The organism is Sphingomonas sp. Leaf37, from assembly GCF_920939475.1.
Classification (GTDB): Bacteria; Pseudomonadota; Alphaproteobacteria; order Sphingomonadales; family Sphingomonadaceae; genus Sphingomonas.
Genome location: NZ_CAKLAX010000004.1, coordinates 77,260 through 100,306 on the forward strand (window position 1 = coordinate 77,260; position 23,047 = coordinate 100,306).

Consider the following 23,047-nt stretch of genomic DNA (forward strand, 5'->3'; position numbering starts at 1 on the left):
GGTGGAGCGGCTTAAATATGTGTAACAAAACCAATTCGGGTGTTTGGAGGCCGTGTTAACCCGCCATCGGCATCTGCTGCGCCATGGCGGCATAGTCCCCGCGCATCCGCCGCAGCGCTCCTGCGACGCGTTCGGTATCGAGCGCATCGACCACTGGGTCGTAGCCATCCGGGATGATACCCTGACCCAGCATCACCGCGACCCAGCTCGGGATGGCGAACAGCTCGTCGTCGTAGCGGAAGATGCGGCCCTTCTCGCGAAACAGCGCGATCTTACGGGTGAGCGTGTCCGGCAGCGGCATGGTGCGGACGTATCGCCAGAATGGCGTGTCGTCGCGCATCGTCGCGGCATAATGCAGGATGATGAAGTCGCGGATGGCGACATATTGGTCGCTCATCAGGCGATTGTATTCGTCGCGCTCGATGTCGGTGAACCGCATGTCGGGGAATAGTCCGAACAGCTTCGAGAGGCCGGTCTGGATCAGATGGATGCTCGTCGATTCGAGCGGTTCGAGAAATCCGCCCGCCAGTCCGAGCGCGACGACGTTCCCCTTCCACATCTGCGCCCGCCGTCCGGCCTTGAACCGCAGCTGGCGCGCCGGCGCGGTCGGTTGGGAGTCGAGATGCGCCATGAGCACCCGCTCCGCTTCCGCATCGTCGGTAAAGGCGCTCGCATAGACGTGGCCGTTGCCGGTGCGATGCTGCAACGGGATCCGCCATTGCCAGCCCGCACCATGTGCGGTCGCGCGCGTATACGGAAGCAGCGGCGCGCTGCGTTCGGTCGGCACCGCCAACGCGCGGTCGCACGGCAGCCAATGCGACCAGTCCTCGAACGACACGCCCATCGTCTCGCCGAGCAGCATGCTGCGAAAGCCCGAGCAATCGATGAACAGGTCGCCCTCGACCCGGCGGTCACCCTCCAGCCGGACGGCGGTGACGTGACCGTGCTCGTCCTGCTCGACCCCGACGATCCGCCCTTCGACACGAACCGCGCCCTGCGCTTCGGCACGGCTACGCAGGAAACCGGCGTAGAGACCCGCATCGAAATGATAGGCATATTCCAGCCCGGACAAGGGCGAACGTGGATCGGGCGAAGGCGGGGCGAAACGATGCGCGCGCGCCGCCACCGCCGACATCGCATAATCCTCAATGCTGCCGATCCCTGCCTCATGGCGCAGCTTCAACCATAACTGATGGAAATTCAGCCCTTCGATATCGCGGCCGTGGGTGCCGAACGGGTGGATGTAGCGGTCGCGCCCGTCGGTCCAGCCGACGAACTCGATGCCCAGCTTCGGCGTGCCGCCAGTCGCGCGCAGGAACTCCGCCTCGTCGATTCCCAATCGTGCATTGAAACCGCGGATCGGCGGGATGGTCGCCTCGCCAACGCCCACCGTGCCGATCGCATCCGATTCGATGAGCGTGATCGTCCGCCGTCCGTCGTCGAGGAACCGCGCCGCCGCGGCTGCCGCCATCCATCCGGCAGTGCCACCGCCTACGATCACCACCCGTCCGATCGGTTCGCCGCTCATCGTGTTTCTCGCATCATCGCCGCCAGATACGCGGGATAGGGGGGCAGCTGGCCGGGCAGCGATGCGACCGCGGCGCGCAATTGGGCAAGAGACGCCGTGGCGCTTGCGCGCGGAATGGACAGCGCCACCGGATCGTGCCGCACCGGTCGCAGGCCAAGGCCGATCAGCGCCTGTCGCCATTGTGCGCGCGGCACCATCTCCTCTTCCAGCGGCGGCAGCGTGCCGCGCTGACCGAATTGCGCCAGCGCGGTGGCAAGCTCGTCCGGTGCCGCCCGGGTCCGCATCGCATGCCAGAAATCGCCGCTACGGCGGGTGCCCGCCAGATAAAAGGCTGCGATGTAAGCGTGGATCCTGTCCGCACGCAGTGTGGCCCGACGATTGTATTCGGCGATCAGCAGCGGTTCGCTTGTCCGCGCCGGCATGAGTTCCAGCGCCAGTGACAGGTTCGACAGCGCGAGCGGTAGCCCCCACCAGCCGAGCGGCCCTGTCGCCACTGCGGCATCGCCCAGCGCCAGCACGTTGCCCGCGTACGGCTGCGCCCGGCGACGCGCCCACACCACGATCCGTTCACCATCGCCGAACTGTCGCCGGGCCCGCGCGTCGGTCGTCGTCGCGCTGGAATACGCGAATGCCGCCAGCGTCTGCGTGCCCGATGGCCAGCGTGCGGCCCAGCCACTGCCCGTTACCTCGTACCGATCGACCGGTGAGGGGCGTGCACCCTCGACCTTCAGCAACAACCGGTCAACCGACAGGCTGTCGCTCCAGTCGATCCATCGCGTGTCCGGCGGTGCGAGCAGCGCGGCGGGGCCGCTTGCGTCGACGAACAGGTCGGCGGTCCAGCGCGTGCCGCCGGCCTCGATCGCGGCGATCGTATCGCCGGCCCGCTCAACGGCGATGGAGACGACGGGAGCGACGCGGATCCGCGCCGCGGCAGCGATCTGCGCGAACACCTGAGTCGCCTTCGCGCCGTCCAGTCGCAGATGATAGTCGATGCAAGACAGCAGAGATCGGGGATCGTCGACCGGATGGACGAACCGCTCCGCCTCGGCGAGCACGGCACCAGGCACCAATGCGCCGAACGCCCCTTCGCCATGGGTCAGCCAGAGCTGGTGCAGCGCCGCTCCGGCAAGCGATGGCACACCCTCGCCATCGCCAATCGCGAACGGGTCGCCGCCCCATGCGAAGCGTTCGCCCACGCGATGCGTCGCGGCACCGGATGCGATCAGCGCCGTCTCGTCCACGCCCATCTGGGCGAGCATCGCAATCGCGTCCGGCCCGATCGCGGGCAATCGATCGGCCAACGCATCAGGGGGCGGGGGCAGGGGGAGCAACGTCACTTCGGCACCCGGCAAAGCGCGTGCGAAGCCGATCGCTGCGCACCAGCCGGTCGGGCCGCCGCCGATCACGACGATCCGGCGCAGGGCTTCGCGCCGATTCACGCGGCGGCAGCCAGATAGGCTGCGTGGTCGGGCATGCCCGACACCGTGGCGGCGATACCGTCGTGCAGGGCCGTCATCGCCCGATCCAGCGCCGCCGCGTCGGGAAGGTCGGCGCGCGGGTCCCAACCTTCGGGCACTACGCCTTGACCTAGATAGACCGCGATCCAGCTCGGCTCGAGGAACAGTCCGTGCCGATATTGCGATACCTGTGCCGTCTGCCGCCACAGCGCCATCTTTTCGGCGAGGCTGGCGGGGATCGCCATCGTCCGCACATGATTCCAGAATGGCGAATCGTCACGCCGGGTCGCGTGATAGTGCAGGATCAGGAAATCGCGGATCCGGTCGTATTCGCCATCGACCAGAGCGTTGAACCCGTCGCGATCCGTGTTCGTCACCCGGATGTTCGGGAAATGCTCGATCAACTGCGTAATCGCCATCTGCACCAGATAGATGCTGGTCGATTCGAGCGGTTCGAGGAACCCGGACGCGAGCCCCACGGCCAATACGTTGCCGACCCAGCTGCGCCGCCGCCGCCCGGCGCGAAAGCGCAACAGTCGCGGGTCCGCGAGCGGTCGTCCTTCCATCGACCCGACCAGCGTGTCCATGGCGTCGGTGTCGGACAGAAAGGCGCTGGCATAGACGTATCCATTGCCGACTCGGTGGGTGAGGGGGATACGCCAACGCCATCCGGCCGGCATCGCGGTGGCGCGGGTGTACGGCTCGATGCCGCCCTCCGGTGATGCGCACGGCGCGGCAACCGCGCGGTCGCAGGGCAGCCAGTGCGACCAGTCCTCCCATGCCTCGTCCATCGTGCCGCCGATCAACAGGGCGCGAAAGCCCGAACAATCGATGAAAAGGTCGCCTTCGATCCGGCTCCCGTCGGTAAGCACTATGGCGGTAACGTCGCCGTTTTCCGGATGCCGTTCGACCGTCGCCACCGTACCCTCGGTCCGCACCGCCCCCCTGGCCTCGGCATGCGCGCGCAGGAACGGCGCGAACCGCGTCGCGTCGCACTGATAGGCATAGCCATAACTGTTCGCGAGATCGTCCGGATCGTCGCCGGGTCTGGCGAAACGGTGATCCGCAGCCGCGGCAACGCCCAGCGAAAAGGCGCCGATCGGAGGAATGGTGGCCTCTCGGTCGCGCCGCAGCCAGTAATGGTGGAAGCCGACGCCGGCGAGCGGCCGCCCATAGGTGCCGAACGGATGGATGTAGCGTTCGCCGATCGCACCGAAATCGCGGAATTCGATGCCGAGCTTGAACGTCGCGTTGGTCGCGGCCATGAACGCGGCCTCGTCGATCCCCAGCCGGGTTACGAACGCACGCAGATGCGGCAGCGTCGCCTCGCCGACGCCGACGATACCGATCTCCGCCGACTCGACCAGATGGACCCGGGCCGCGCCCGGAATCAGCGTGGCGAGGGCGGCTGCCGTCATCCATCCCGCTGTGCCGCCCCCCACGACGACGACCCTGATGCGATGGTCTGCCTCCACATCCACTCCCCCGCGGCCGGGCCGGAGCGGCCGTACCTGTTGCAGGAAAGCCTACCTCATCGAATACTTATATCAAGTTGCGATATTTCTGCTTGTGACAAGATTTGGGTCGGGATACGACGCGATCATACAGGGCGGGCACTCAAGCTCGTGAGCATACGGCGACAGATCTTCCGGCTTGTACCGGAGGACGGTCTCGGGATGAGGACTGAAAGGGGTAGACATGATCGTTCGTGACACGCGTCGGGAGGGCCGCACCAGATTGCGCGACCTCAGCATCGGTGTATCCGCCCTTGCCATGCTGTGCGCGGCGCAGCCCGCGCTTGCCTGGACGGTCCCGCAGGATAGCGCGACGCCGACCAAGCCGGTGACCGACGGGTCGCAGGGCACCACGTCCGGTACCACCGGCGTCGATACCGGCACCGGTGCCACCGCGACCGACCAGGCGGGCGCAACCACCGGCACGTCGGGCAGTTCGCAGGACGGTGCGGTCACACCGCCCGAGACCGAGCGGGACGAGATCGTCGTCACCGGCGTCCGCCAGAGCCTCGCCACCGCGCAGAACATCAAGAAGAACAGCGACACCGTCGTCGACGCGATCACAGCGCAGGATATCGGCGCGCTGCCGGATCGCTCGGTCAACGAGGCGCTCCAGCGCGTCCCCGGCGTCGCGATCAGTCGCTTCGCAGCGCCCAATGACTCGCAGCACTTCTCGGTCGAGGGCTCGGGCGTCGTCATCCGCGGCCTCAGCTATGTGCGCGGCGAATTCAACGGCCGCGACACCTTTGCGGTGTCGGGCGGTCGTGAGATCGGCTTCAACGACGTACCGAGCGAGCTGATCGGTTCTGTCGAGGTGTTCAAGAACCTGACCGCCGACCTGATCGAAGGCGGTATCTCCGGCACCGTCAACATCAACACCCGCAAGCCGTTCGATCAGGACCAGCGCCTGATCTACCTGTCGGGCAGCATGAACTGGGGCGATATGGAGCAGCGCGGCGCGCCATCCGTCGTCGGCCTCTACAGCCAACAGTGGGATACCGCCGGCGGCAGCCGCTTCGGCATCCTCGCCAGCGCCAGCTATTCGCAGCAGTACAGCCGCTCGGACTCGGTGTTCCTGTCGTCGATGCTGCCGCGCTACAACGACGATCGCAACCGCAACGGTGTGCAGGATGCCGGCGAAGGTCGCACGATCAACGCGGGTACGCCGTTCTCGTCGGCGCTGTTCGATACGTTCCCGGTGCCCAATGGCGGCGTCGGCCCGGTCTATACCCCGGTCGGCGGCGGTTCACGCACCCAGTCCTTTGATCGCAAGCGAATCGGCGTGTCGGCAGCGGCGCAGTTCGAGAATGCGGCCAAGACGTTCCTGCTGACCGCGCAATATCTGCGCACCGAGGGGCAGCAGAACTGGCTGGAAAAGACGATCGAGCCGAACGTCTATTATGGCGACGTCACCACGACTTTCCCGCGCGCCGGCACCACCAATACCTATGACGCGAACGGCGTTTTCACCAGCGGATCGATCGTCAAGAATTCGGGCGCGGTGTTCGGCAATCGTGCCGACGGCAGCTATGGCGAACTGACGCAGTTCGCGCCCAACGGCATCTTCACGACCTTCTCGAATCGCGCATTCTACCAGAAAGCGACGACTCAGGATTTTTCGCTCAACGCCAAGATCGATCCGACCGATCGTCTGCACATCAACCTCGACGGCCAATATGTGAAGTCGAAGTCGGTCAATCGTGACGACATCGTCGACATGGCGACCTATTCGGGCGTCGACATCGACCTGCGCGGCAAGGTGCCGCAGGTCAACCTGCGTCCCGACGGCCGTAACACCGCAGACTATTTCGGCAGCAAGGCGTCTACCTATTTCCGCGACGCCTTCAACAACCTCGCCGACAACGATGGCGACGAATATGCCTTCCGCGGCGACGTGAGCTACGACGTCAGCGAGGACAGCTTCCTGCGCAAGGTGCGGGCCGGCGGGCGTTATGCCAAGCGCGATCAGACCGTGCGGACCAACGACTACAACAATTGGGGCGCGGTGTCGGACACGTGGACCGGTGGCGGCCCCGTCGGCTTCAACGCGCTGCCCGCCAATCAGGCATCGCTGTTCGCGTACGACGATTTCTATCGCAATCAGGCGGTGCAGCCGCCCAACGCCTTTTACATCCCTGACAACATAATGCGCGATCATGACGCCCTGACCGCGCTTCTGCGCACGGTTACCAAGGCCGGAGGCGGCAACTACACGCCGCTCGAGGATCGCGGCGCGTTGCCCGAGTATCGCAACACCGAAACGACGTGGAGCGCCTACGCCCGCGCCGACTTCGGGGTCGAGGATTTCGGCAACGGCATGAGCCTGTCGGGCAACATCGGCGTTCGCTACGTCCACACCAAGGATGAATCGTTCGGACGATTGACGTTCCCGTCGGCAAACGACGTGTTCACGCCGGACACGCAGAACCCGCCCCGCTACACCAACCTGCAAAACTATTGCACCTATTCGATCGCGAACCCCACGCAGCAGGGGACCATCCCGGTCATCTGTACACTCACAGCGGCACAGCAGTCCGCCATTCAGGCGTTTTCGAACTACGTGCCCGGTACAAACAACGGCAACCGCGCCGAAATCGCGGCACAGAAGTTCAGCAATTGGCTTCCCAGCCTGAACGTCAAGCTGCAAGCCACCGACAAGCTGCTGTTCCGCTTTGCGGCGTCCAAGGCGATCTCGCGGCCGAACTTCGGCGATCTACGCAACTTCGTCCTCGTTTCGCCATCGGGCGCGAACACCAGGGGCAGCTATGGCTTCCAGGCTTCGGCCCGCAACCCGTACCTCCGTCCGATCGAGGCAAAGCAGTTCGATCTGACCGCCGAATGGTATTTCGCCAAGGTAGGTTCGCTGACGGCGGCCTTCTTCTACAAAGACCTCACTAATATCATCCTGGACAATTACGGGTTCCAGCGGCCCTACACCAACAATGGCCAAACCTTCGACGTGACCGTCAACGGTCCGGCGAACGCGCCGGGCCATGGCAAGATCAAGGGCGTAGAACTAAGCTATCAGCAGACCTACGACTTTCTGCCTGGATTGCTGTCGGGCTTGGGTACGCAGGCGACCTTTACCTTCGTCGATCCCAGCAACATCCCGAACGGCGTGCCTACCAATGGCTCGGCGGATGGATCGCGCCCACCACTCGACGTGACCGGCATCTACAACAACCTGCCGCTCGCCGGTCTGTCGAAGTACAACTTCAACGTTGCCGCCTTCTATGACAAGGGCGGGATCTACACCCGCTTCGCGTATAGCTGGCGGTCGAAGTTCCTGCTGACCAACCGCGACTGCTGCTTCCCGTTCCTGCCGGTCTATGCGCTCGGCAACGGTCAGCTTGACGGATCGGTATTCCTCACGGTGAACAAAAACTTCAAGATCGGCATCGAAGCGCAGAACTTGCTCGATACGACGACGAAGACGGTGTTTCTGCTCAACCCGCAAGGCCTCACCGCCCCACGCTCCTTCTTCAAGAGCGATCGTCAGCTGTCGATCACGACGCGTCTAACGTTCTGACCCTTTTGCTTTCCTCCCCCTGAAAGGGTGGAGCACCTTCGCGGTGCTCCGCCCTTCTTTGTATCGGGGCGGGAAGCGGCTACGGAATCGTCCGGTCGTTCACAGGACAAGACATGACAGGCGCCATCGATCTTGCCCCACGCGTCCGCGAATTCGGTGACATGACGCCGCAGCGCTTCGCCGAAGAGGTCGTGCCGACATATCAACCCGCGGTGCTGCGCGGACTGGTTCGACACTGGCCGGCTGTGCAGGCAGGGCAGCGGGGACCTGCCGCGATGGCCGCCTATATCCGGCGTTTCAACGGCGGCCGTCCGGCGCATGTCATGGTCGCCGCGCCGGAGGAACGCGGGCGGTTCTTCTACACGCCCGATATCATGGGGTTCAATTTCCAGCGGGCGCAGGTGCTGCTGCCGGTACTGCTCGACCAGCTCGTTGCGCAGGCCGACGATCCCGACGTACCTGCTCTGTATGCCGGCGCCGCCACTGCCCCGGATACGTTTCCCGGCTGGGTCGAGGCCAACCCATTGCCGCTGGCCACACCCGACGCCGTGCCCCGCCTTTGGATCGGTAACGCCAGCCGCGTGTCGACCCATTACGACATATCGAGCAACATCGCCGCGGTCGTCGCCGGCCGCCGACGCTTCGTCCTGTTCCCGCCGGAGCAGGGGAGCAATCTGTACGTCGGTCCGCTGGATCGGACGATCGCCGGCCAGCCGACCAGCATGGTCGATCTCGAATCGCCCGACCTCGACCGTTATCCCCGCTTCGCCGAAGCGATGGGGCAGATGCAGGTCGCGGAGCTGGGACCCGGCGATGCGATATATGTCCCCTCGCTCTGGTGGCACGATGTGAAGGCGATCGGTCCGCTCAATGTGCTGGTGAATTATTGGTGGGGGCAACAGGCCATGGCATCGCCGTTCGCGGCGTTGATCCACGCGTTGGTCGCCGTGCGCGACCTGCCGCAGGGCGAACGCGACGCGGTTCGCGGCTGGTTCGATCACTATGTTTTCGGCGCCGATGCGTCACGCGCTGCCGATCACCTGCCGGAACCGGCGCGCGGCGTGCTTGGGCGTGCGTCACCCGATCGAGCCGAGCGGATCCGTGACTATCTTATCCGGGCGCTCGGGCGCTCCTGATCCGCGTAGCATCGAGGAACGCCGTCACCCATACCAGCGGCGCGTTCCAGTTGATCGCGACCTCGTTCATCGTGAAGGCGCGCCAGTCGTCGCGCCAGCACGTCTGCCCGACGCAGCGGCCCTTAAGGGGATCGCCGTCGTCCATGCGGGCACTGTCGTTCGGACCGCCCGAGAGTACACCCGGCGGCGGCGCCGGATAGCGGGCATCTGCTGCCTGCGCCCAAAAACGGTGATGGGGCTGATGCGTCGTGCGCGCGCCAAAGCCGGTGACGAACGAACGATCGAGGGCATTGCGGCCGAAGACGTAGTCGGCGACATCGGCGACGGCATCGCGATAGGCCGCGTTGCGGGTGATCTGATAGGCAACACCGAGCACGATCGCGCGGTTGAGCAGCGTCGAATTCGAACCCCAGCCATAATGCGCGCCGGAGAAGGGCAGCCGATAGCCGCTATGATCTCGCTCGGCGAGCAGCATGTCGGCTCGTGCGACGATTTCGTCCCGGATAACGGCATGCAGGTCGGGCGGCAATCCGTTCGGCACGGTGGCGAGAGTCAACACACCGGCGAGTGCGGTGCTGCCCCAGCCAAGATCGACGCTGCCGTCGCGGAGGAATGGTGCCGCGGTCACGACAGCGCGGAACGGTGCCTCGCCGGTGGTGACGAACAGCTGTGCCGCCGCCCAGAAACGTTCGTCGGCAATCTGCCGGTCGCCATAGCCGCCGCTACCGGTGAAATCCGAACTGGCGTGAAGACCGGGGATGCGCTCCGCGGCCTCCCATCCCCTGCGCGCCGCCGCCAGCGCCCGGTCTGCAAAGGCAGGATCGCTCTGCCGCCAGATGCGCGCCGCCTGTGCGGCGACAGCGACCATGTTGAATGTTGCAGCCGTCGATGGCGGGTAGAGAAAGCGGCGCATCGGATCGGCGGCCGGCGCCATCGGCAAGCCCGTCCACGCTTCGTCCGCCACCTTGGTGTGGACCAGACCACCCGCATCTATCGTCCGGAAATCCTTGGCCGGAGCGCCGGTGTCGGTGCTGAACGCCACCGTCACCCGTCGCCCTTGCGGCACCTGCATCGCCAGCAGGAACGCTACCTCGACCCGCGCCTCGTCCAGCAGATCGTCGCGGCCGTTGCCACGCTCGGGCAGCGCCAGCCGGCCATCGGCGAATGCATCGGCATCGCCCAGGGCCGCAAGCCGCTCGTGCAGGTCGAGCAACGTCCAGGCGGACACGCCGCCGTTGACCACATATTTGCCGTGATCGCCGGCGTCGTACCAGCCGCCGGTGGCGTCGAGGCGGTAGTCGCATCCGGGCCAGCGTACGCTGCGCTGATCACGCCCGTGGAAACAGGTGACGATCTCGCGCGCGTGGCCGGCGGCGCGCGCGAGGTCCGGGCGCTGGACGTAGCGCGCCTCGATCGGCACACCGCTACGCTGCTGATAGAAGAAGCTCATCGCCGCCGTCGCGGCTGCGGCGAACGGGCGGTCGGCGATGCTGAATAACTGGCTGCCAAGCCGTCCGATCGTGAGGCGATAGCCTTCGCCCGTCATCATGAAACCGGTGAAGTCGACCCGCTGGATCGTCTCGTCGGATGCGGGGTCGTGGCCGAAGGGCCGCGTCGTGCCAGTCGCGACCGGCTCGCCCGTGCTGTCGACCAGCGTCCAAGACAGGGGTGTCAGGTCCGGTGTCGCGACGATTGCATGCTTCGGGCCCGTCGTTTCGTAACCCAGCTGGTCGATGCGGATCGTGCCGGGCGAAGGTTCGGCCGGCACCGCTGCGACGGGTGCCGCCCCAATCAGGAGCAGCAGCACCCGCCATGTCGTCATTGCCGGCCGCTCTGGATCAGGATCGCGTCGGACGGGAGGATATGCGCCAGGAAGGGCAGGATCGCGGCGCCGATCGCCGGTGCATCCTGCGCCATCACCGCGGGCATGATCTTGGCGCGTGAGGGCTGCGGGACGGCATCTAGCGCGGCGGTCAGCCCGGCCGCGAGACGGTCGATCAATGGCATCGGCAGGCGCCCGCCGATCAGGATCGCGTCGGGGTCGAGCAGGCAATTGATCGCGACCAGCGGTGCGGTGAGCGCGCGCACCGCATCCGCCAGCCAGCCCGCCACCACATCCTCCAGTCGTGCGTCGTCACCTGCGAGATCGGCGACGGTCGGATCGGCGAAACCTTCCGCTTCCATTCGTGCGAGCAAGGCAGAGAGCGATACGGTATCCTGTACCGTCGCGCCGGGCCGGCCGGTAATGTCGGGCATCAGGCCGATCTCGCCGCTGCGGGCGTTCGCGCCGCGATGATAGGAGCGATCGATCACCGGCCCGCCGCCCAGTCCGGCGCTGATCAGCAGATAGAAGAAGCTGGGATTGTCGAACGCAGTCCCATATTCTGCCTCGCCCACAGCCGCGGCGGCGGCATCATTGTCGTGGTGGATGGGCCAGGGGACTATTTTTAGGAGCGCGGCCAGATCGACCTCGTTCCATTTGTCGTAACCGGCGGGCTGGTGCGGCAGGCGGATGCGTCCGAGATCGTCGGGGATCGCCACGCCGACGCCGAGCACCCGGTCGCGATCCACGCCGCCCTGCGCGATCACATCGTCCAGGACGTCGCGAACGAAGGCGGAGACGTCGTCCGGCATCGCGAACGCGACCTCGCGCGTCACCCGGCTGCGGACCTGTCCCGCCAGATCGAGCGAAACCAGCGTCAGATGGTCGCGATCGATATTGAGGCCGATGCCGAAAGCGCCTTCGGGATTGATCTGCAAGCGCAGCGCCGGCTGCCCCCGGCCGCCCTGCATCCTGCCGGCGTTGCGGACGAGGCCCATGTCGATCAGCCGACCCGTGATGTTGGCGATGGTCGGCGCGGTCAGTCCGGTCTGCTGCGCGATGGCGACCCGCGTCGTATCGCGATTGAGCCGGACGGCCTGCAGCACGGTCCGCAGGTTATAGTCCCCGGCACGTTCCAGATTGGTGCCCGACAAGCTGCGCGACAAACGCGCGTCGCGGCCGTCCGAGGTCTGTGCATCGATACGGCGGCCGGGTTTGGAACCGAAGCTGATCGGCATATCGAGTGTGGCTCCATGCTTTATCAGGGTCAGGAACGCCTATCCCCACTCGCTGAATTCGTCACCCCGTCTGGGTACGATAATCCGGCCCGCATACCATTAGAATTATCTCAATTTGCCTTATTATTATGCCGATGTAATACCAATCCAGACCGAGGCGACCCGTCGCCGGCAGTAGCGGCGCAGGAGCATGACGAACGTGATCCAGATCGGCATCGATTTCGGAGGCACCAAGATCGAGGCCGCGGCGCTCGATCGCCATGGTGCGTTTCTGGCACGGGTCCGCACGCCCAACCCCGGCGACTACGATCAGGCGATCCGGGATGTCCGCGATCTGATCGGTCGTGCAGAGGCAGATGCGGGCAGTGCCGGCACGATCGGCATCGGCACCCCGGGATCGATCAACCCGCGCGACGGGCGCATGCGCAATTCGAACGCGACGTTCCTGAACGGCCGGACCTTTCGCGAGGATCTGGAGGCGGCGTTGGGCCGTGAGGTGCGGATGGCCAACGATGCCAATTGCCTCGCCTTGTCCGAGGCGGTCGACGGCGCCGCGACGGGCGCGCGATCGGCGTTCGCGGTGATCGTCGGCACCGGCGTCGGCGGCGGACTGGTGGTCGATGGCCGGATCGTCGAGGGCGCGAACGGCATGGGCGGCGAATGGGGCCATGTGCCGTTGCCGTGGATGACCGCCGCGGAATATCCCGGTCCCGCCTGTTGGTGCGGACAACATGGATGCCTCGACATGCTGGTGTCGGGAACCGGTTTGCAAAAGGATATGGCGGCGCGCAGCGGCGAGACGCATTCCGGGCCTGCCATCGTCGCCGCGGCGCGTGCCGGAACGCCCCATGCGAAGGCGGCGCTCGACGCGTATGTCGACCGGCTGGGACGGGCGATGGCGATGATCGCCAACATCGTCGACCCCGACGTCTTCGTCATCGGCGGCGGGATGAGCAACGTATCGGAGATATACGATGCGCTGCCGGCGGTGATCGACCGCTACAGCTTCGGCGGAGATTGGGAGGGGCGCATCGTCGCGGCGCAATGGGGCGACAGTTCGGGTGTGCGCGGTGCGGCCCGGCTGTGGGGCAACTGACAAGCCAGCAGCGACGAAGGCGCGGAATGGCGATCAGGGCGTATCGCGCAGGTCGCAGATATCGCGCCGCAAGTCGCGCCTGGCGACCGGCCCGTCCTGATCGAATGCCATGTAGTCGCGGGTCTTCCGATCGTACGCCGGCCAGCGTACCAGCCCCGCGCCGTTCGGCTCGCCCGTCTTCACGAAGTTCACCCAATAGGCCTGCAACGGCGGCTGGCCGGGCTGCGGCGGGTTGAACAGATAGCCGAGTTCGCTGGCATGACTCACCGTACCGCCGGGCGGGGCGTAGTCGAACTGATATTGCCATACCGTCCCGCCATGCCGGGTAAGCGCATTCGATACGGCGATCGCGGGACAGCGGAAGGTGATGTCGTTCGCCAGTTGCAGCGTCACGTCGCCCAGACGCGCGTCCGACACCGGCGTGCCGCCCGGCTGCAACCCGTAGAAGCGCAGCGCGCGATCGGCGTAGCGGCCGAATTCGCGGCGTACCGCCGCGGCGGCGGCAGGCAAACCGCCGTGGAGCGTCAATTCCCGGGCATTGATGCCGATCACCAGAGGCGCGGGATTGATCCGGCCGCTGGCGAACAGGTGCGCGGGCGTGTCGGGCAACACCGCGCCGTCCACCACCGCCTGCAACCACACGAAGCTGTCGTCGTCGAGGCCGGGTGCATCGACCTGCGCGTCCGCCTTCAGCACCGCCGCCATCGGCAACCTGCGGAGCTGCGCCGCCGTCGCGTCCGCAGGCAGGCCGGCCCCCCTTGCGATGAGCGTACCCACGACTTCATTGGCCTGGAGCGTGCGCGGGGCGGTGCCGAAGCCCGCCGTGCCGCTCTCCGCGATCGCCTGAGCGAACAAGCCGCGCGATCCGGGGCTGAGCATGTGCAGCCCGATGTCCATCGCTCCGGCGGATTCGCCCGCGATCGTCACCCGCGCCGGATCGCCGCCGAAGCGGGCGATATTGCGCCGGACCCAGCGAAGCGCCGCCTGTTGATCCATCAGGCCGTAATTGCCGCTGCGCCCGCCCTGTTCGCGGCTGAGCGCAGGGTGCGACAGGAAGCCGAAGGCGCCGAGGCGATACTGGACGCTGACCAGCACGATGCCCTTGTCGGTGATCCGCGATTCCACCGTGCCGCCGCCGGCCCCCGCCCGGTTGCTGCCGCCGTGGATCCAGACCAGCACCGGCAGCTTCGCCGCGCCGTTCAGTGACGGGGTGCGCACGTCGACGAACAGGCAATCCTCGCTGCTCGCGTTGGCGGCGGTCCGGTTCCAGTCGCCATAGACGACCTGCGGGCAGGCGGCGTGTTCGGCCATCGCGGCGCGGGTTCGCGTCCAGCGCCTCGGAGGCCGGGGCGCGCGCCAGCGCAAGGCGCCCACCGGCGGCGCGGCGAAGGGGATGCCGCGGAACACCGCGCCGCCGCTCGCCAGCGCCTCGCCGCGGACGGGGCCGTGGTCGGTACGGATCACCGGTCCCGCCGCCGCGAGTGCGAGCGCCAGTGCGATCATCACCGCGCGATCGGGGCGGGGGCAGGGGTGTGGACGGGCGCGGGTTTCGCCATCGCACGGCGGATCGCCGCCTCCGCCACCGGCGCCATTACCGCATAGCCCGCCTTGTTCGGGTGCACCCCGTCATAGGTCAGGCTGGCCTTCAGCGCGTCGCCGTCGTGCAGCGCAGTCCAGTAATCGGCGTAGGTCGCGCCGGTGCGCGCGGCGTAATCCTTCATCCATGCATTCATCGCGGCGATCGGCGTCGCCGTGTCGAGGCCCGGTCGCCACGGGAAATGATCCGCCGGCGGGATCGAGGCGAGGATGACACGAATGCCATGCGCGCGCGCCAGCTCCGCCATCGACATCAGATTGGCTTTCGTCTGCGCCGCGGTCATCGGCCCGGTATTGCCGGCGATATCGTTGGTGCCGGCCATGATCTGCACCACCTGCGGATGCAGGTCGATCACGTCCTGACGAAAGCGGAGCAGCATCTGCGGCGTCGTCTGTCCGCCGATGCCGCGACCGTAGCGGCCGGGTGTGAAAAAGGCGGGCATCATGTCGAACCAGCCCTGCGTGATCGAATCGCCCATGAAGACGACCTTCGCCGGTGCGGTCACCTTCGCATTCGCTTCCTGATAGCGACCGAGCCAGCCGAAATCCTTGTGCAGCCGCTCTTCGCCCTCGCGTTCCCATTGCGCCTTCTGTTCGGCGGTCGGCAACGACTGTGCGAGAGCGGGGCCGGTCGGGACGGCGAGCAGCAGGGCGATGGCAAGTTTCATACGACGGTCTTCCGGATCAGCGTGGGGCGAGGATGGCGGCGGCGCCGCCCGCGGCGTGCAGGTCGAGCGTCAGCGTCGCCGCCGCGTCGACCCGCCGGCTGGTGGTGGCGAGATCGGTCGCCGTCGCGCCGTCGCTCCACAGTCGGGCGGTATAGCTGCCCTTGCCGAGGAACGAGAGCGGCACGGTCACGCTGCGGGCGGCGTCGGTCATCGCGCCGACATACCATGTCCGATCCTTGCGCCGGGCGATCGCGATCGATTCCCCCATCGTGCCGGACAGAAAGCGGGTTTCGTCCCATGTCGCCGGTACTGCGGCGAGGAAGTCGAGGCCGGGTTGTCCGCGATAGGCAACCGGCGTGTCGGCGACCGATTGCAGCGGGCTTTCGAACACCACGTATTTCGCCAGTTCGGCGGCGCGCGTCGTCTGCGTCTGCGGACCGGTCGCGGCGATGGCGAAGGTCGCGGGCGTCGCGTTGCGATAGCCGCCGGGGGTATAGTCGAGCGGCCCCGCCAGCATCCGCGTATAGGCGAGTGTGATGTTGTGCCGCGCGGTGATCCGCCGGGTCCACTTGTTGTATTCCGCGCCCAGCACGCCCTCCTGCGTCAGGAAGTTCGGCCATGTGCGGGTCATGCCCCACGGATGCGTCGCGCCGTGCAGGTCGAGCAGCAGGTGGTGGCGCGCGGTCGCCTCGGCGAGACGGTGGTAGAAGCCGATCATGTCCTGATCGTCGCGGTTCATGAAATCGACCTTGATCCCCCTGGCACCGCTATCCGCGACGGAACCGAGGATGCGCTCCATGTCGCGATCGAGCAATTCCCAGTTGATCCACAGGATCAGGCCGACGCCGCGAGCCTTGCCGTAGGCGATGAGGCCGGGAAGATCGATTTCCGGAAGCGGACGGGTCGGATCCGCACCCGGCAGCACCAGCGGGCCGGTGCCGCTGTTGGCGTACCAGCCATCGTCGACCATCATGTACGGCAGGCCGAGCGAGGCTGCGAAATCGATGAAGGCGCGTTCGGTGGCGGCGTTCGATCCCGCCTGCGGCACCCCGGCGAGCAGCGGGCCGGACCACCAGTCCCATGCGGTCTTGCCGGGCTTCACCCAGCCGAAGTCGCCCTTGGCCGGCGGGTTGAGGCTGGTGAGCAGCGTGTTCTCGATCAGCGTGCCGGCATCGGGTGCGATCATCACCACGCGCCACGGCGAGACCACGCCGTCGGCGACGTCCAGCTTTACCGCGATGGCGGGATCGTCGGGGCGGCGGGTCAGTTTCGCCGCGACGCCGAGCGCGCCGGTTTCGGTGCCGGTCAGGTACATCGCCGGCCAGTTCTCTACCGCCGCTTCGGCGATGGCGATCGCCGGGCCGCCGCTGCCGGTCTGGCAGACGAAGGGCAGTTCGTAGAGATTGTGCGCGCGGATGGCCGATGCCGCGACCGGATCGTATTCGCCTTCGTGGCTGGTGCCGAAGCTGCCGAGGTTGAGCCCGGTGCAGGCGTAATCGGCGGCGAAGGCGAATTGCGTCAGCTCGTTGGCGATGCGCAGGGTGGCGAGGTTCGGCTGTCGCGGGACCGCGTAGCGCAGCGCGATGCCGGTGTCGTAGGCGCGGACGATCAGGTCAAGACGGCGGCGCCGGCCGTCCTTTTCGGCCATATGGACGACGATCTGGTTGTAGCGTTCGGCCACCGACGACACCTTGCCCGCCGGCAGCGCATAGCGATCCTCGCCACGGCCGGCGTCGGTCGATGCGACGCGCAGGCCGTTCGACAGCTTGGCGTAACGTTCGAATTCCAGTCCGAGCGGGGATGGGGTGACGATCGGGCGCCCGCCGACGCTGACGGCATAGGTCGGCTGGTCGTCGCTGCTGGTGCCGAGCGTCACGGCCACCCGACCGTCGGGCGAGGCGACGGTCTGCGCGGCGGCAGGTGCCGCGAGCAGGGCTGCGCCCAGTGCCGCTACCAGTGCCGTACCCAGTGCTACGTCCAGCAGGGCGGCCCGTGCCGTCCCGGCCCGGATCGACGTGATCGCCGTGCCATATGCCGCCATCGTCATCCTCCCGCCGCCGCGCGTGTCGAACGGCGTCCTTCCCGATCACGAAGCACAGCCGGCCGGAAAAGCCAAATTGAAATATGTATTGTTGACAGCTGTCGCGCGACGGGGTTGGTGCCGCTGGCACGAACGAACGAACGAACGATACGGTACGGTACGGCTGGTGAGGAGAGAGTGATGGCTTTGAGGTTCGGCACCGCCTGTGCGGCGATCGCGTTGGCGACGGGCGCGACACCGGTCATCGCGCAGCAGCAGGGGGTTTCCTCCGCGCAGGCGCATCCCGGGCAATGGCCGCTCCTGCCGATGCAGTTGAAGCGCGATGCGAAGGTCGAGGCGCGGGTCGCGGCGATGCTGGCGAAGATGTCGGTCGAGGACAAGGTCGGCCAGCTGCTGCAGGTCGACATCGCCAGCATCAGCCCCGCGGACCTCGAGACGTACAAGCTCGGGTCGATCCTCAACGGCGGCAACAGCGCGCCGAACAACGACGAGCGTGCGCCGGCGCGGGAATGGCTGAAGCTGTTCGACGCCTTTTACGACGCTTCGGTGAAGCGCAGCGACGGTCGCCCGGTCGTGCCCGTGATATGGGGCACCGATGCGGTGCACGGTGCGAACAATATCGTCGGCGCGACGCTGTTCCCGCACAACATCGGCCTCGGCGCGATGCGCGATCCGGCGCTGATCAAGCGGATCGGCGCGGCAACCGCGGCCGAGACGGCGGCGACCGGCATCGACTGGAGCTTCGCGCCGACGGTGGCGGTGGTGCAGGACGACCGCTGGGGCCGCACCTACGAGAGCTATTCCGAGGATCCGGCGATCGTCGCCTCCTATGCCGGCGCGATGGTCGAGGGGATTCAGGGGACGATCGGGCGGGACTTCATGGCGCCGGGTCACGTCATCGCTTCGGTGAAGCATTTCCTGGGCGACGGCGGCACCGGCGGCCACGATCAGGGCGATGCGCGGGTGCCCGAGAGCGTGCTGCGCGACGTGCATGCGGCGGGCTATATGAGCGCGCTGCCCGCCGGCGCGCTGACGGTGATGCCGAGCTTTTCGAGCTGGAACGGCGAGAAGATGACGGGCAACGCCAGCCTGTTGACCGGCGTGCTGAAGGGCCGCTGGGGCTTTCAGGGCTTCACCGTCGGCGACTGGAACGCGCATGGTCAGGTGACCGGCTGCACCAACGAGGATTGCGCGCCCGCGATCAATGCCGGGCTCGACATGTTCATGTATTCCGGCCCGAAGTGGAAGGAACTGTACGCCAACACGCTGCGCGCGGCGAAGGCCGGGATCATCCCCGCCGCGCGTCTGGACGATGCCGTCCGCCGCATCCTGCGCGTCAAGGTGATCGCCGGCACGTTCGAGGCGGGCCGCCCGTCGTCGCGGCCGATGTCGGGCAAGTTCGCGCTGCTCGGGTCGCCGGAGCATCGCGCGATCGCCCGGCAGGCGGTACGCGAATCGCTGGTGCTGCTGAAGAACAACGGCAGCGTCCTGCCGGTGAAGGCGGGCGCGAACATCCTCGTCGCCGGCCGCCATGCCGACGATATCGGGGTGCAATCCGGCGGCTGGTCGATCACCTGGCAGGGGACCGACGTCACCAACGCGGACTTTCCGAACGGCCAGTCGATCTGGTCGGGGATCGAGCAGGCGGCACGCGCCGGCGGCGGCAAGGCGACGCTGGCGGCGGACGGGGCCTTCACCACCAAGCCCGATGTCGCGATCGTCGTGTTCGGCGAAACGCCCTACGCCGAATTCACCGGCGATCGCCCCAGCCTGGAATACAGCCCCGACGACAAGAGCGATCTGGCGCTGCTCCGGACGCTGAAGGCGGCGGGCGTGCCGACGGTCGCGGTGTTCCTGTCGGGGCGGCCGCTGTGGGTGAACCCGGAGCTGAACGCCGCCGATGCCTTCGTCGCGGCGTTCCTGCCGGGAACGGAGGGCGGCGGCGTCGCCGACGTGCTGATCGCGGGCAAGGACGGCCGGTCTGCCAACGACTTTCGCGGCAAGCTGAGCTTCAGCTGGCCGAGGCGGATCGACCAGAACGTGCTCAACCGGCGCGATGCCGGCTACGACCCGCTGTTCCCGCTGGGCTATGGCCTGACCTATGCCGCCGGAGCCACGCTCGGCCGGCTGGACGAAACCCGGCCGAAGGTGACGACGGGCGATCAGAACGCACTGTTCGTGCGCGGCCGGGTCGCGGGCGGTGCGCGCATCAACACCGCCGGCGCCGTGGTCCAGACACGGACCGACCGCGCCGCTCAGGAGGACAGCCTGCGCCTGACGTGGAAGGGACAGGGGGCGGTATCGATCGAGCAGGCAATGCCGATCGATCTGACGCGGGAATCGAACGGGCAGCTGAGCCTGATCGTGGACTATCGCGTCACCGCGAAGCCGGCGGGACAGGTGACGCTGGGGATCGCCGACGGCAGCAAGACCGCAACGGTGCCGCTGACCGGGGCGATGACACCGGGAGACTGGACGACCGCCGCGGTGCCGCTACGCTGTTTCGCGGATCAGGGGATCGCGATGGGCAAGGTGACGCAGCCGTTCGTGCTCGCCAGCACAGGGTCGCTGGGCGTGGATGTGTCCGGCGTTCGCGTCGGGAGTGCGCCGGCGGGACCGGTGACGTGTGGCGTGAAATAGGCGGCGTAGAACAGGCGGCATAGAACAGGCTGCGTGAAACAGGTGGAGTGACATGGAATGCAGGACCTGACGCGGCGGACGGTGATCGGCGGGGCTGCCGCCCTGATGCTGGCGGGCAGGGCCGTCGCGCAAACCGGGCAGCAGACCATCGCGCCCGTCGATCCGGGTGACGAGATGGTGCCGCTGTGGCCCGGCGCGATACCCGGGCGGCAGGGATCGCGGATCGCCCGCAAGGTCAACGAACGGTCGAAGACGCTGGGCTTCAACGATCGCTGGATGACGGGCATCGATACGCCGGCGCTGGTGGTTAAGCGGCCTGCAAGACCGAACGGCGCGGCCGTGCTGCTGATGCCGGGCGGCGGCTATGGCTTCCTTGCCTATGACAACGAGGGGACGGAGCAGGCGCGGTGGCTAAACGCACTCGGCGTCACCTGTTTCATCCTGCTGTATCGCCTGCCGGGCGAGGGGTGGGGCGACCGGCGGCTGGTGCCGTTGCAGGATGCACAGCGCGCGATGCGGGTGATCCGTCATGGCGCCTCCGGATTTGGAGTCGACCCGGCGCGGGTGGCGATCATCGGCTTTTCCGCGGGCGGACACCTCGCCGGATCGCTGGCGACGCGCCATGGCGAAACGGTCTATGCACCGGTCGACGCCGCCGACCGGTTGTCGGCGCGGCCCGATCTTGCCGGGCTGATCTATCCGGTGGTCAGCATGGATGCCGCGATCACGCACAAGGGATCGCGCGACAACCTGCTCGGCCCCACGCCGACCGCCGCGGAGGTCGCAGCCGCATCGGTCGACGGGCGCGTGACCGCGGCGACGCCGCCGGTCTTTCTGGCGCACGCGAGCGACGATCGCACGGTGCCGGTCGCCAACAGTCTGTCCATCTACACGGCGATGCTGACGGCGCAGCGTCCGGCAGAGATGCATCTGTTCGACGAAGGCGGCCACGGTTTCGGCGTGCGCCTGCCCAAGACGACGCCGGCCGCCGCATGGCCGACGCTGTTCGCGACCTATGCGGCGCGCAAGGGCATCTTCCCGGCATGAGGATCGGCCGCCGCGGCGTCCTCGCCGGGGCGGCCGGCCTCGCCAGTGCCGCGGCCACCCGCGCCGCCGCACCGCTCGATCCGAACTGGTCGCGCATCCGCGAGGTGTTCCGCCACCCCGACTGGTTCCGCGACGCCAAATTCGGCATCTGGGCGCATTGGAGCGCGCAATGCGTGCCCGAATACGGCGACTGGTACGGCCGCCAGATGTACCAGCAGGGCAACCGCTTCTACGACCATCACCTGAAGACCTACGGCCACCCCGCCGACACCGGCTTCATGGAGATCGAGAATCGCTGGAAGGCGGAGGCGTGGGACCCCGCCGGACTGATCGACCTCTACAAGCGCGCCGGTGCCCGCTATTTCGTTGCGCTCGCCGGCCACCACGACAATCTCGACACGTTCGACAGTAAACACCACGCCTGGAACACGCTGCGCGTCGGCCCCAAGCGCGATATCGTCGGCACCTGGGAACGCCACGCCCGCGCCGCCGGCCTGCGCTTCGGCGTCAGCAACCACATCTCGCATGCGTGGCATTGGTGGCAGACCGCTTATGCCTATGACCCGGAAGGTCCGCGCGCCGGCGAACGCTATGACGCGTTCCGGCTGCGCAAGGCGGACGGCAAGGGCACCTGGTGGGAAGGCCTCGACCCGCAGGAGCTCTACACCGGCCCCAGTTTCGCCGCCCCCGACGGCATCCGCTCAACCGCCGCGATGGACGCATGGCACGAGGTGCACGACGGCCGCTGGATGGAATACGCCCCCGCCGCCAACCCGGCCTTCCCGGCGCAATGGCTGCTCCGCCAGAAGGACCTCGTCGAAAAATACAGCCCCGATCTCGTCTACCTCGACGACACCGCGCTGCCCTTCGGATCGATCGGTGTCGAGGCGCTCGCGCATTACTATCAACAAAGCATCGCCCGACACGGCCGCGTCGAGGGCGTGCTGACCGCCAAGCTGCTCACCCCCTATCAACGGGCTGCGATGACCGAGGATATCGAGCGCGGGTTCAGCGACCACCTTCGTCCCGACCCGTGGCAGACCTGCACCTGCATCGGCGACTGGCATTACAATCGCGCCCGCTTCACCGACCGCTCCTACGTCCCCGCCGAACAGGTGATCCAGCGCCTCTGCGACGTGGTGTCCAAGAACGGCAACCTGCTGCTGTCGATCCCGATGCGCGGCGACGGCACGATCGACGCCGAGGAGGAAACAATCCTCGCCGGCATCACCCGCTGGATGGCCCGCAACGGTGAGGAGGCGATCTACGGCTCGCGGCCATGGCGCGTCTACGGCGGCGGCCCGACCAACGTCGACACCGGCGTGATGAGCGAAGGCAAGACCCGCGCTTTCGGGGCGGAGGACGTGCGCTTTACCACCAAAGCCGGCAAGCTGTTCATGACGCTGCTGAAATGGCCCGACGCGCCGGTGGCGGTGCCGCTGCTGAAGGACGCACGGATCACCCGTGCGACGCTGGTCGGCGGCGGACCGGTGGCGGTGCGGGGCCATGTCTTCACGCTATCACGCGCGGGAGAGGGCGAGATGGTGCCAGTCGTGATGCTCGAAGGACCGGGGCTGGTATAGGACAGCCGGACTCCCCTCCCTGCAAGGGAGGGGCTGGGGGTGGGTGGCGTCCGGGCGATACGGATGGACCGCATGTCTTGGCCAGCCGTAGCGCCAGGCCTCTACCCACCCCCGACCCCTCCCTTGCCGGGAGGGGAGCGAACACGTCCGGA

The 23,047-nt window shown here is 67.1% G+C and carries 14 protein-coding genes; 6 read left to right on the forward strand and 8 right to left on the reverse strand.

Annotated elements, in window-relative coordinates; all coding sequences use genetic code 11:
* Positions 1-55: 55 nt before the first annotated feature.
* The 3 genes from LRA87_RS14240 to LRA87_RS14250 are packed head-to-tail and all read right to left on the reverse strand — an operon-like array spanning position 56 to position 4,460.
* Positions 56-1,528: a tryptophan halogenase family protein gene (locus LRA87_RS14240; protein WP_230632446.1), complete on the reverse strand. Its 1,473-nt coding sequence runs from the start codon at positions 1,526-1,528 to the stop codon at positions 56-58.
* Positions 1,525-2,967 (reverse strand): tryptophan 7-halogenase, encoded by a 1,443-nt coding sequence (locus LRA87_RS14245; protein ID WP_230632447.1) that lies wholly within the window; start codon positions 2,965-2,967, stop codon positions 1,525-1,527. Before LRA87_RS14245 ends, LRA87_RS14240 begins: the two co-directional genes overlap by 4 nt.
* Positions 2,964-4,460 (reverse strand): tryptophan halogenase family protein, encoded by a 1,497-nt coding sequence (locus LRA87_RS14250; protein WP_268934870.1) that lies wholly within the window; start codon positions 4,458-4,460, stop codon positions 2,964-2,966. Before LRA87_RS14250 ends, LRA87_RS14245 begins: the two co-directional genes overlap by 4 nt.
* A 223-nt stretch (positions 4,461-4,683) precedes the next feature.
* On the opposite strand from LRA87_RS14250, the gene LRA87_RS14255 reads away from it, so the two are divergent.
* Both LRA87_RS14255 and LRA87_RS14260 read left to right on the forward strand, forming a co-directional pair.
* On the forward strand, positions 4,684-8,028 hold the full coding sequence (locus LRA87_RS14255; protein WP_230632449.1) for a TonB-dependent receptor: 3,345 nt from the start codon (positions 4,684-4,686) through the stop codon (positions 8,026-8,028).
* A 113-nt stretch (positions 8,029-8,141) separates the two neighbouring features.
* Positions 8,142-9,164 carry a cupin-like domain-containing protein gene (locus LRA87_RS14260; RefSeq protein WP_230632450.1) on the forward strand — a complete coding sequence of 341 codons (1,023 nt, stop codon included), beginning with the start codon at positions 8,142-8,144 and terminating at the stop codon, positions 9,162-9,164.
* Here the strand turns inward: LRA87_RS14260 and LRA87_RS14265 are convergent.
* Positions 9,139-10,986, reverse strand: coding sequence for a glycoside hydrolase family 9 protein (locus LRA87_RS14265; RefSeq protein ID WP_230632451.1), 1,848 nt, complete (start codon positions 10,984-10,986; stop codon positions 9,139-9,141). The genes LRA87_RS14260 and LRA87_RS14265 overlap by 26 nt on opposite strands.
* Entirely contained in the window at positions 10,983-12,224 is a 1,242-nt protein-coding gene (locus tag LRA87_RS14270) for an ROK family protein (protein ID WP_230632452.1), read from the reverse strand. Before LRA87_RS14270 ends, LRA87_RS14265 begins: the two co-directional genes overlap by 4 nt.
* A gap of 190 nt (positions 12,225-12,414) precedes the next feature.
* Between LRA87_RS14270 and LRA87_RS14275 the strand changes: the two genes are divergently transcribed.
* Positions 12,415-13,320, forward strand: coding sequence for an ROK family protein (locus LRA87_RS14275; protein WP_230632453.1), 906 nt, complete (start codon positions 12,415-12,417; stop codon positions 13,318-13,320).
* A 33-nt stretch (positions 13,321-13,353) separates the two neighbouring features.
* Here LRA87_RS14275 and LRA87_RS14280 read toward each other — a convergent pair whose 3' ends face one another.
* Genes LRA87_RS14280 through LRA87_RS14290 form a run of 3 tightly spaced genes read right to left on the reverse strand, consistent with a single transcriptional unit; the run spans position 13,354 to position 17,625 of the window.
* Entirely contained in the window at positions 13,354-14,823 is a 1,470-nt protein-coding gene (locus LRA87_RS14280; RefSeq protein ID WP_230632454.1) for a carboxylesterase/lipase family protein, read from the reverse strand.
* On the reverse strand, positions 14,823-15,584 hold the full coding sequence (locus tag LRA87_RS14285; RefSeq protein ID WP_230632455.1) for an SGNH/GDSL hydrolase family protein: 762 nt from the start codon (positions 15,582-15,584) through the stop codon (positions 14,823-14,825). Before LRA87_RS14285 ends, LRA87_RS14280 begins: the two co-directional genes overlap by 1 nt.
* A 16-nt stretch (positions 15,585-15,600) precedes the next feature.
* Positions 15,601-17,625 (reverse strand): glycoside hydrolase family 97 protein, encoded by a 2,025-nt coding sequence (locus LRA87_RS14290; protein ID WP_230632456.1) that lies wholly within the window; start codon positions 17,623-17,625, stop codon positions 15,601-15,603.
* A gap of 180 nt (positions 17,626-17,805) precedes the next feature.
* On the opposite strand from LRA87_RS14290, the gene LRA87_RS14295 reads away from it, so the two are divergent.
* The 3 genes from LRA87_RS14295 to LRA87_RS14305 are packed head-to-tail and all read left to right on the forward strand — an operon-like array spanning position 17,806 to position 22,895.
* Positions 17,806-20,265 (forward strand): glycoside hydrolase family 3 N-terminal domain-containing protein, encoded by a 2,460-nt coding sequence (locus LRA87_RS14295; protein ID WP_443024888.1) that lies wholly within the window; start codon positions 17,806-17,808, stop codon positions 20,263-20,265.
* A gap of 57 nt (positions 20,266-20,322) precedes the next feature.
* Entirely contained in the window at positions 20,323-21,312 is a 990-nt protein-coding gene (locus LRA87_RS14300; RefSeq protein WP_230632457.1) for an alpha/beta hydrolase, read from the forward strand.
* Entirely contained in the window at positions 21,309-22,895 is a 1,587-nt protein-coding gene (locus LRA87_RS14305) for an alpha-L-fucosidase (protein WP_230632458.1), read from the forward strand. Before LRA87_RS14300 ends, LRA87_RS14305 begins: the two co-directional genes overlap by 4 nt.
* The last annotated feature ends 152 nt before the right edge of the window (positions 22,896-23,047 follow it).